Consider the following 10587-nt stretch of genomic DNA (forward strand, 5'->3'; position numbering starts at 1 on the left):
AAATTGTGATTTTTTGCGAGACCGTGAATGATCCAAAATTCTATAACTCATATCCGATAAAGCGAGGATTCTCAAGAGCTTTTTAGGCGAGGGGATTCGGCGGGAGCTGTGTGTCGAATCGCGTGATGATGTTTCGGGCCGGGCATCGCCTTTGAGGCGATGCCGTTGGGTTGATATGTCACGGGGTTTTTAGAGGACGCGAAAGGCCTACGCTTTGTTGCGAAGCATAGCCTCGGTCGGGGCTCAATCTGAGTAGCCGCTGCCTACGATGAGGTTGCCGCCGGTCTTCCTGACATAGGAATGCTTCATCGCACCCTGCCATTCATAGTCGACCCAGATGCCTTCGGGGGTTGCCTTGATGATGGCATTGTAAACCGGCTCGGCTTTTTCCTTGAGACTCTGGCCGGTCAGGGAGGGATGGACGATCAGATTGCCGTTTTCTTCCATGATGAAGACATAAGGCTCGTAATCATTGGCCTTGAAATCCGCAGCTGCTTTTCCACCGTCGATGGCGGCCACAATGCCGTCGACATTCTTTTGAATCGCTTCCTTGTCGGCGGCGAAGACAGTGATGGAGAGGCATAAGCCGAACACGAATACCATGGCCGGAAGTGCAAATTTTTTCATTCCTGAACTCCTTTGCTTAAAAAAAAGTGATGGGAATGCTTCGATAATTGCCTTTCACGAAAACCTCGGCAGGGCCTTACAATTTCACCTCCTTTCCGTTGAGGGTCGAACGCTGATGGGTGAACCGCCGTATTGTGGTTTTGACATTGCAACAGAAGGCCCGAGGATCGCGTTTGAGGGAGGATTAGACGAAAATTGCGGCTTTCGCTTTTTGGGCCTGAACAATATTTAGTGAATATTGTCTATTTAAAAAATATGAAATTCACTTAACACAACCTTATAATTTATGTCAAGGTATAATGCCAAAGCGTTCGCAAAAAGTCAGAAGCTGTGGTTATAACCACATTATGATGTGGTTGATCAAGAATACAGTCGCTATATTTTGTGTTCAAATCGTGCTGAAGCGACGTTTTACGAACTCGACTTTCGACTTTCACAGGCCGTATCTATCCGGTCACCATATTGAAAACCGAAAGTTAAGGCTGAAGGTTGGAGGAATGTCCCCGTAACAAACGGGAGTGCTTATCCCCCTTCAGTCTTCAGCCTTCGGCCTTCAGTCTCTATCCGGTCACCATCATGAAAGTCGAAAGTTGAGTTGCGAATATATCGAGGTCGGAAAAGGGGTGGCCGTGGGTCGGGTCCAGACCTGAGTCCAAGCGCGAATATTACGATATCCGCGATGCACGATTCATGTTGTTGCGGCACTTATTCTCTGAAGTGGCAGCCCTTGTTCTGGTTGTTTTCCCATGCGGCGAAAGTAACGATGATGGCGTTTCGCACCATGTTGCGAAGACCGATCAGGCTGTCGTTGACCCGGGTGACGCGGTAGAAGTGTTCGATCTCCACCTCGAGGCTGCGGAGTTCGCGGATGGCCCGCTTGAGGCGCTGGGAATTTCTCACCAGGCCTACGTAATTCCACATGATATGGCGGATGTAGCTCATATCCTGGGCGATAAGGGCGGGGTCGGCCGCTATGGATCCCTCATCGCACCATGGGGGGATATCGCCGGCGTGGACAAGATAAGGGTTTTCCCGGTGCTTCAGGATATGTCGAGCGGTCCGGCTTCCCCAGACCAGGCCTTCCAGAAGGGATGTGCTGGCCAGGCGGTTGGCGCCGTGGACGCCGGTGCACGCCGTTTCTCCGGCAGCGTAAAGATGCCCGATGGTGCTTCTGCCCCATATATCCACCCAGATGCCGCCGCAGAAATAATGGGCCGCGGGCACTACCGGCACGAGATCCTTCGAGATGTCGATGCCGTATTGGAGGCAGGATCGACGGATATTGGGAAAATGTGATTTAATTCGACGGGCGGGAATATAAGAGCAGAGGTCCAGATAGACGTTGGGTACGTCGTGTTTGATCATCTCTTCATGGATGCTGCGCGCGACGATGTCCCGGGGCGCCAGATCCTTCCATTCCGGGGCGTAATGTTGCATAAAAGGGGTGCCGTCGGCATGGACGAGGCGGGCGCCTTCCCCGCGTACGGCCTCGGAGATGAGGAGGTGAGGCGCCCGGCTTTGGTAGAAGGTGGTCGGATGAAACTGGATGAACTCGGCGTTGATGATTCGGGCCCCGGCCCGATTGGCCATGGCGATCCCGTCCCCCCGGGCGCCCGCGGGATTGGTGGTTCGGAGAAACAGCTGCCCTACCCCGCCGGTGGCGAGAAGGGTCTTTTTCGCCGTGCATAGGACAACCCGTCCGGACTCCTGGTCGAAGAGATAGGCGCCGATGCAGGCCAGAGGCTCATAGACCGCCAAACGGTTCAATGAGTGATGCGATGGGGTCAAAATGTCGATGGCCGTATGAGCGGCGAGCAGTTGGATGTTGGGGTGCGTTCCGACGGCCCGGATCAGCGCGATTTGAATGGCCTTTCCCGTGGCGTCGGTGGCATGTACGATGCGGGGGATGGCATGCCCCCCCTCCCGGGCCAGAGAGAGAGCCCCGCTGTTGTCGTGGTCGAACGCAACGCCCAGTTTTTCGATAAGGATGCTTTTGACGAGTTCCGGACCCTCATCCCCCAGGATCGTGACGGCCTCGGCGTTGCAATGTCCGGCGCCGGCACGCATGACGTCCTCCGCGAGCATCGCCGTCGAGTCGTTCTCTCCTCGATAGATGATACCGCCCTGGGCGTAATAGGTGTTCGATTCGTGCGGATCCCTGGATCGCGTGACAACCGTCACCGCCAGGCCGGCCTCGGCCAGAAGAAGCGCCGCCGTGGCCCCCGCTATCCCGCTGCCGATGATCAGTACATCGCTCTCATAATGGGTCGTCATCTCGGCCGCCTATCCTATTGTCAGCATCCGCTCGACGGCGCGAGCCGCGCGTTTGCGGATGTCCTCGGGGACCTCGACGATATACCGATTGTATTTGAGGGCGTCACGGGTGTTCTCGAGGGTTATGAGCGCCATGTGGGGGCAGCGGATACGGCATAGGGGCAGGATTTCCTTGTCCGGAAAGGCTGCGGCCACGTTCTCGCCCATGGCCGACTCGGTGAGGAGCAGATAGCGCGACGCCGTCGTTTCCTCGACATACCGGATCATGGCCGAAGTGCTGCCGGCGAAATCCGACGCATCGACGACCTCGGGGCTGCATTCGGGGTGGGCCAGCACCACAACGTCGGGATAATCCGCCCTTACCCGGGCGATATCCGCCGGCGTGAACTGCTCGTGGACCTCGCACCGGGCATCCCAGACGATCATATTCCCATCCCGCGTCGGCGGTTCCGTCCGGGACCGCTCTACACGCGGCGGAAAGATAATTTGTTTTCGGCTCCGGCGGGCCACGTTCCGCCCCAGATACTCGTCCGGCAAAAAGATGACGGTGTCCGAATCCAGGGCTTCCACCACTTTGGCGGCGTTTCCGGAGGTGCAGCAGACGTCGCACTCGGCCTTGACCTCGGCGTAGGTGTTGATATAGGTCACCACGGGTACACCGGGGTGCCGGGCCTTCAATTGTCTGACATCCTCGGCTGTAATGCCTGCGGCGAGAGAGCATCCCGCCTTTTCCGCCGGGATGAGGACGGTCTTGTCGGGGCTCAGGATCTTGGCGGTCTCCGCCATGAATTCGACGCCGCAAAAAACGATGACCTCGCAGTCGGTTCCCGCCGCCTTTCGACTCAGTTCCAGGGAATCTCCGGTATAATCCGCGACGCTATAGTACAGGTCGGGCGACATATAGTTGTGGGCCAGGATCACGGCGTTTTTTTCCTTTTTGAGCCGGAGGATCTCGCAGGCCAGTTCGGCCTTGTGTTTCAACTCGGGTTCGGTCGCCCTGTCCCGCAGGTATTTCTTCATTTTTGACGTCATTTCCTCGATATTCATGATCTTCTCTTTCAGTCCCGGGTTACGGATGTATCGGTGGGATGTTCCGGATCAGCAGGCTGATGTCCAGAGCTTTGGCCGAATGGGTCAGCATGCCGACGGAGATGCAGTCGACCCCGGTGGCGGCAATGTCTTTCACAGTGTCCGGCGTTACGTTCCCGGACGCCTCCAGCGGCACGCGACCGGCCGCGATACGCACCGCCGTCCGCATCTGGTCCGGGGTCATATTGTCCAGCATGATCCGGTCCGGGAGGAGGGCCAGCGCCTCTTGAAGTTCGGTCAAATCCTTGACCTCGACCTCGATGGGCCGTTTTCGATCGTCCGCCGCGCGTACGCCCGCTACGGCACGGGTGATGGAGCCGGCTGCCGTGATGTGGTTGTCTTTGATGAGGGCCATATCGTACAAACCGAACCGGTGGTTCCGCCCGCCACCCAGCCGGACCGCCCATTTGTCGAAAAGGCGCAGCCCCGGGGCCGTCTTTCGCGTGTCGAGGATGACGGCCGAGGTGCCCTTGACCGCCTCCGTGAAGCGGTGCGTGAGGGTTGCGATGCCCGACATTCGCTGGAGAAAATTGAGGGCCGTCCGTTCGCCGCTCAGAATCGCCCGTCCGGAGCCCCTCACCTCCGCGATGATCTGACCCGCCCTCACCGTTTCGCCGTCGGAGATGCGGGCGTCGAAGGTCACGGTATCGTCCAGGAGAGAGAATGTGAGGCCGGCCACTGCCAGGCCGGCGACGACGCCCGCCTCCTTGGCGGTGAACGTGCCGGTAAAGGCCGCTTCCGGCGGCACCGTGCCGAGAGTGGTGATATCCCCGTCGCCCATATCCTCCGACAGTGCGGCCAGGACCACGGCCGCCGCACCTTCGGGCATCGGCTCCGGGGAGATACCGGAGATATGTATGTCGGTCATGTTGGTATGTCTCGTTCGGGTGGTTGTCTGCAAATCGTCATTCAACTTTTATTGAATACTTACTTACTCAACCTTCGACGTTCATGATGGTAACCGGATAAAGGTGCGCGGGGCCTATCCTCCCGGCACCGGCCTTTGAAAGTCGAAAGTTAAGTTACTTATACAATCGATTCAGCACAATGTTAAGAGGGGATTTGAATTTTATATGATCTTACTGCCGATTCGGCGCCGTGGAAAGAAAAAAAGCAATCGCCGGCGATTGGGAAACAGCCGGCGACAAACCGATGGAAACGACATGCGGGGAGGGGTAAAGGTTCAGGTGTCGTTCTTCGGAGGCGCTTAGAGCATCTCCAGGGCGCAGGCCATGGAAACCCCGCCGCCGCCGCAGAGGGTGGCGAGTCCAAGGGTTTTTCCCCGCTGTTTCATGGCGTGGATCAGGGTGACCATGATCCTTGATCCTGTAGAGCCCACGGGGTGGCCCAGGCCGATGCCGGAACCGTTAACGTTGGTGATCTCCCGGTTGAGACCGAGCTCCCGCTCGCACCCGATGTACTGGGATGCAAAGGCTTCATTGACCTCGACCAGTTCAAAATCGCCGATGCCGAGGCCGCTGCGGTTGAACAGATCCTTGACCGCGGGCACGGGAGAGAGCCCCATTACCGAAGGGTGGCATGCGCCTTTTCCCACTGCCTTGATCCGGGCGATGGGGGTCAGGTTCAGCTCTCCGGCCTTTTCCGCCGACATGATGATCATGGCCGATGACCCGTCGTTGATGCCGCTGGCGTTTCCGGCGGTAACCTTGCCGATTTCGGGTACAAAGGCCGGCGGCAGTTTCCGGAGTTGCGCCATGGTGATGCCGGGTCGAAAGTGTTCGTCCTTGTCGAAGAGGAGAGACGCTTTTTTCCGTTGAGGCACCTCGACGGGTACGATTTCCTCTCTGAAAGCGCCGTCCCGTGTTGCCCGTTCCGCATTGTTGTGGCTTCTCAGGGCTACCTCGTCCATCTCTTCCCGGCTGATGCCCAGATGCTGCGCCACGAATTCCGCTGTGTGGCCCATGATATAGGGTTTGCCCAGAAACATGCCGGCCGGAGCCGCTTCAGTGTCCACCGGACCTTCGGCGGAAAGGGGAATGAGGTGGGAGCCGCAGTGGAGCGCGTGAATCAAGGCATCGACGAAAGTGTGATCCTGGAGCCGGCAGCCCCACCGGGCGTTGGGTACGGCATAGGGAACGCCGGACATGTGTTCGACGCCGCCGGCGAGGATGACGTCGGCCATGCCCGCCTGGATCATGGCCATGCCGGAAAGAACGGCTTCCATGCCGGAAATGCATACCCGGTTGATGGTGACGGCGGGGACGGATTCCGGTATTCCGGCCATGAGGGCCGCAACCCGGGTGACATTCAGCGTGTCGTGGTGCTCGAGACAGCATCCGTAGCGAACGTCATCGATGATGGCCGGGTCGATGCCGGCTCTTTCAATGGCGGATTTCATGGTGACACAGGCGATGGCGGCGCCGTTCATGTCTTTCAGGCTCCCGCCAAATGCCCCAATGGCCGTCCGGCAGGCTGAAACGATGACAACATCTTTCATGTGGGTCTCCTTTAAGGGATTACAAATCCATCCACCACCGATATCCATGGAATTCAGCGGTGGATGGTCAATGGGATCAATTCGGATTTCGGAGAGGCGGCATGCGGTGACGCCTTGAATACCGCCTATTTCCCCCCGAAGGACTCCTCGTCCATTTCCATGATGGTGCCATCGTCGGTGATGACGGCGCTCATCTTTCCGAGCGTGACGGGGAGCAGAGAACCGATGAAGAACCGGGCGCTCCTGATCTGGCCTTCATAGAAGACGACGTCTTTTTTCTTGGCGCCGCTTTCCAGTCTTTTGGCGGCGACAATCGCGCGCCACAGCAGCATCCAGGCCATGATCGTGTCCCCTGTGACCTCCATGAACGGATAGGCGACGGCGTAAGCACTCATCATTTTCTCGGAACGGGCTGTTTTTGTCATGTGAAGAGCGAGTTCCTCCAGCCGCGCAATGACATTCGAAAGCCCCTCGGCAAGTCCTTCCAGCCGGCCGACAGCCCGTGCCGCATCAGCCGTTTTTGTCATTTCGTCCAGAAGATCCCTGAAAGCCTGCCCCTGGTTGAGGCTCAGTTTCCGCCCTAACAGATCCATGGCCTGGATGCCGTTGGTGCCCTCGTAGATATGTGTGATCTTGCAGTCCCGGAGGAGCTGCTCCTGGGGATACTCTTTCGTGTATCCGTATCCGCCGAACATCTGAACCCCCATGTTGCAGACGTCGAAGGCCCGGTCCGAGGCGTATCCCTTGGCGATGGGGATCAGCACGTCGATGAGCCCCTGCCACCGGGCTTTTTCATTGGCGTCGCCGCTGATTCGGATCATGTCTTCACAGAAACCGGTGAAATACATGATGCTGCGGATACCTTCGGTATAGGCCTTCATCGTGAGCAGCATGCGGCGGACATCCGGGTGCTGGATGATGGGCACCGGAGGGGCATCCTTGCCCGCAGCCTGAAGATGCCGTCCCTGAACCCTCTCCCGGGCGTAATTGAGGGCATTCGTGAACGAGGCCGAAGCGCATCCCAGGGCTTGCATACCCACGTCCAGCCGGGCCTCGTTCATCATGACGAACATGGCCCGCATGCCTTTGTTGACCTCTCCCAGCAAAGTCCCCCGGCACTGCCCCTTGCCGCCCAGCGTCAAGGAACAGGTGGCGCTCCCGTGAATGCCCATCTTATGTTCGATGCCGGTGCAGACCACGTCGTTGAATTCACCGAGACTGCCGTCGTCGTTGACCCGGATCTTGGGCACCAGAAAGAGAGAGATGCCCGAGGTGCCGGCCGGGGCCCCCTCGATCCGTGCCAGGACGGGATGGATGATGTTTTCGACCAGGTCGTTCTCGCCGCTGGAAATGAAGATCTTGCTGCCGGAGATGGAATAGGTGCCGTCGTCGTTCATGACGGCGGTGGTGGTGAGTGCCCCGACATCCGATCCGGCTTCCGGTTCCGTGAGCAGCATGGTGCCGCCCCACTCGCCGGTATACATTTTTTTGAGGAACAGCTGCTTCTGTTTTTCGGTGCCGAAGATCTCCACCAGCTTTCCCGCCCCGTGGGTCAGAAGGGTGTTCAGGGTGAAAGGGAAGTTGGCGCCGTTAAAGAAGTTCTTGGCGGCCAGAGCCACTGTGGCAGGCATCCCCTGGCCGCCCCACTCGGGGTCGTCGCACATGGCGATCCATCCGCCCTCCCTGAAGAGGCCGTGCAACTTGTGAAAGGATTCCGGGACGCGTACCTGACCTTTGTCGAAGGTGCATCCCTCCTCGTCTCCGGGTTTCAGGGTCGGGAGCATCTCCTTGACGGCCAGATTGCGGGCCTCGGAAACGATCAGATCGATGGTCTTGCGGGTGAATTCCTCAAATTTTTCGTGTTTGGAAAGTGTTTCAACCTCCAATTGTTCGTGAAGAACAAAATCCACGTCTCTTCTGTCCAGAATAACTTGTGCCATGATTCTCTCCGTTTTGTTCAATAATGGTCGATAGGGTTCAGCGATAGAGTCGCCGCATCACCTTTTTATCCAGCTTGCCCACGCTCGTCTTGGCGATCTCATCCACGAATTCATATCGGTCGGGGACGCCGTATTTGGGAAGTTTTCCGTCCTGAGCCGCCTGCTTCATGTGCTGCTTCAGGTCATCGGGGGTCACCTTGTCGACGAAATCGGGCTTCAGCACCACGATCATCATGGGGCGTTCACCCCATTTTTCGTCGGGAATGCCGATAGCAGCCGATTCCAGTACGGCATCGTGTTGACTCAGTATATTTTCCAGGTCCAACGAAGAGACCCACTCGCCGCCGCTCTTGATTACGTCCTTGACCCGATCGGTGATCTGGAGATAACCGTTCTCGTCGATATGGCCGACGTCACCGCTGTGGAGCCATCCGTTTTGCCAGAGGGCTTTGGTTTTCTCCAGCGCCTTGAAATAGCTTCGGGTCAGCCAGGGGGTCCTGAATACCACTTCGCCCGCCGACATGCCGTCATGGGGAAGCGGTTTTCCATCGTCGTCCAGCACCTCGAACTCCACCAACGGGAGCGGCAGACCGGTCTTGACGACGATGTCCAGCATCCGGTCCTCGTCCCAGTCCTTCATCTGTTTCGGGGGGACGGAGAGGCTGATGAGGGGACAGGTTTCCGACATGCCGTATCCGGTGTAGACCGTGATGCCCAAACTTTTTGCGGCCTTGGCCTGCCCCCGGGACAGCTTTGATCCGCCGATGATCACCTTCCACCGGGAGAGATCACACGCCTTTGCCGACGGGCTCGTGGCGATCATCTGAAGAACGGTGGGCACGCAGTGGGAGAAGGTGACCTTTTCGTTGGCGATCAGTTTCAAGAGCATCTCCGGCTCGTATTTTCCAGGATAGACCTGTTTGACCCCCAGGAGGGTGGCGACGTAGGGGAGGCCCCAGGCGTGGACGTGGAACATGGGCGTGATGGGCATGTAGACGTCGTCGGACCGGAACCGTCCGATGGTTTCGTAAGCGCCCAGGGCGACAGCGGCGGAAAGGGTGTGCAGCATCAGCTGCCGGTGGGTGAAATGGACACCCTTGGGGTCCCCGGTGGTGCCGGTGGTATAGAAGGTGGTGGCTTTGGTATTTTCGTCCAGATCGGGAAAAGCATATTCCGGCAAGGCATCGGCCAGCATCTCCTCGTAGACGGCGTCGATGGCGACACGGGTCTCCGGAATCGTGCCGTGTTCGGCGATCACCACCACGGCCTCGACGTTGTCCAGCTTTTCACGGATGGTTTCCAGGATCGGCAGGAAGTCGGTGTTGATGACGATCAGTTTGGCTTCGGCGTGGTTGATGGTGTAGATGATCTGATCGGCGGAAAGCCGCCAGTTGACCATTTGCAGCACCGCACCCATCATGGGAACGGCGAAGAAGGCCTCCAGGAAACGATTGCTGTCATAGTCGAACACCGCCACCGTGTCGCCGGGTTGGATGCCTTTTTTTTCGAGGGCGTTGGCCAGGCGATGGATGCGTTCGTTCAGGTCCCTGTAAGTGTATCGCATTTTGTCGCGATAGACGATTTCCTGATCCGGTGCATAGATCAGGGGGGTATTCAACAGTTTTTTGATGATCAGCGGATAGTCGTAAAATTCCCCGGGTTGATAATTTCTCTCCGTCATACTTGTCCCCCATTGTTGTCATTGTGATCGTTATGAATGTTGCGGATCCTTATCATCATCATCAGTTCACGGTGCCGGTATTATTGCTTCGGTGACCTGACGCCGGTGTTTTGAACGGCGTCATTCCATACGGGCCCAGGCGGCATAATCCACGAGCCCGAAACGTTTAAGCTCCTGGGTGAGACCGCGAGCCAGGTCGCTTCCCCAGGGGATGGGGATCGCCCGCATCCACGTCAGTATGATCATCAGGTCGTTGGACACGGAAAGATTCGCGTACACTCTCGCGCCGACCAGCGACGGCGCCGTCAAGGACCGCTTCATTTCCTTCAGATATCGGGCGTCGATACCCTGGTCCCCGGTGCCGCCCATCCGCACTTTAATGATTTCCAGCCATTCCATTGGTTTGCCCCTTGATTGACGGTTGCGGGATCAATGCACTTGATAAGCATAAAGCATACCATATTTGTATTGCCTCATAAAAACAAAGGGTAAACTATAGAGAACGTTTTTGGCTGGAA

General features: G+C 57.6%; 8 protein-coding genes. All 8 read right to left on the bottom strand.

The annotated features are described in order from the left end of the window. Positions 1–243: 243 nt before the first annotated feature. Positions 244–627: a hypothetical protein gene (locus dmul_RS00405; protein WP_020876253.1), complete on the bottom strand. Its 384-nt coding sequence runs from the start codon at positions 625–627 to the stop codon at positions 244–246. A gap of 705 nt (positions 628–1332) precedes the next feature. Then, positions 1333–2901 (bottom strand): L-aspartate oxidase, encoded by a 1569-nt coding sequence (gene nadB / locus dmul_RS00410; RefSeq protein ID WP_020876254.1) that lies wholly within the window; start codon positions 2899–2901, stop codon positions 1333–1335. Between the two features lie 9 nt (positions 2902–2910). Beyond that, positions 2911–3948: a quinolinate synthase NadA gene (gene nadA, locus dmul_RS00415; protein WP_020876255.1), complete on the bottom strand. Its 1038-nt coding sequence runs from the start codon at positions 3946–3948 to the stop codon at positions 2911–2913. Between the two features lie 22 nt (positions 3949–3970). Continuing rightward, positions 3971–4858: a carboxylating nicotinate-nucleotide diphosphorylase gene (gene nadC, locus dmul_RS00420; RefSeq protein ID WP_020876256.1), complete on the bottom strand. Its 888-nt coding sequence runs from the start codon at positions 4856–4858 to the stop codon at positions 3971–3973. 339 nt (positions 4859–5197) lie between these two features. Then, on the bottom strand, positions 5198–6448 hold the full coding sequence (locus dmul_RS00425; protein WP_020876257.1) for a thiolase family protein: 1251 nt from the start codon (positions 6446–6448) through the stop codon (positions 5198–5200). A gap of 125 nt (positions 6449–6573) precedes the next feature. Next, complete coding sequence (locus tag dmul_RS00430) at positions 6574–8388, bottom strand: acyl-CoA dehydrogenase (RefSeq protein ID WP_020876258.1); 1815 nt, start codon at positions 8386–8388, stop codon at positions 6574–6576. Between the two features lie 37 nt (positions 8389–8425). After that, on the bottom strand, positions 8426–10069 hold the full coding sequence (locus tag dmul_RS00435; protein WP_020876259.1) for a fatty acid--CoA ligase: 1644 nt from the start codon (positions 10067–10069) through the stop codon (positions 8426–8428). Between the two features lie 120 nt (positions 10070–10189). Next, entirely contained in the window at positions 10190–10468 is a 279-nt protein-coding gene (locus dmul_RS00440; protein WP_020876260.1) for a hypothetical protein, read from the bottom strand. Between the last annotated feature and the right edge of the window lie 119 nt (positions 10469–10587).

Origin of the sequence: Desulfococcus multivorans (assembly GCF_001854245.1) — a bacterium.
Lineage (GTDB): Bacteria > Desulfobacterota > Desulfobacteria > Desulfobacterales > Desulfococcaceae > Desulfococcus > Desulfococcus multivorans.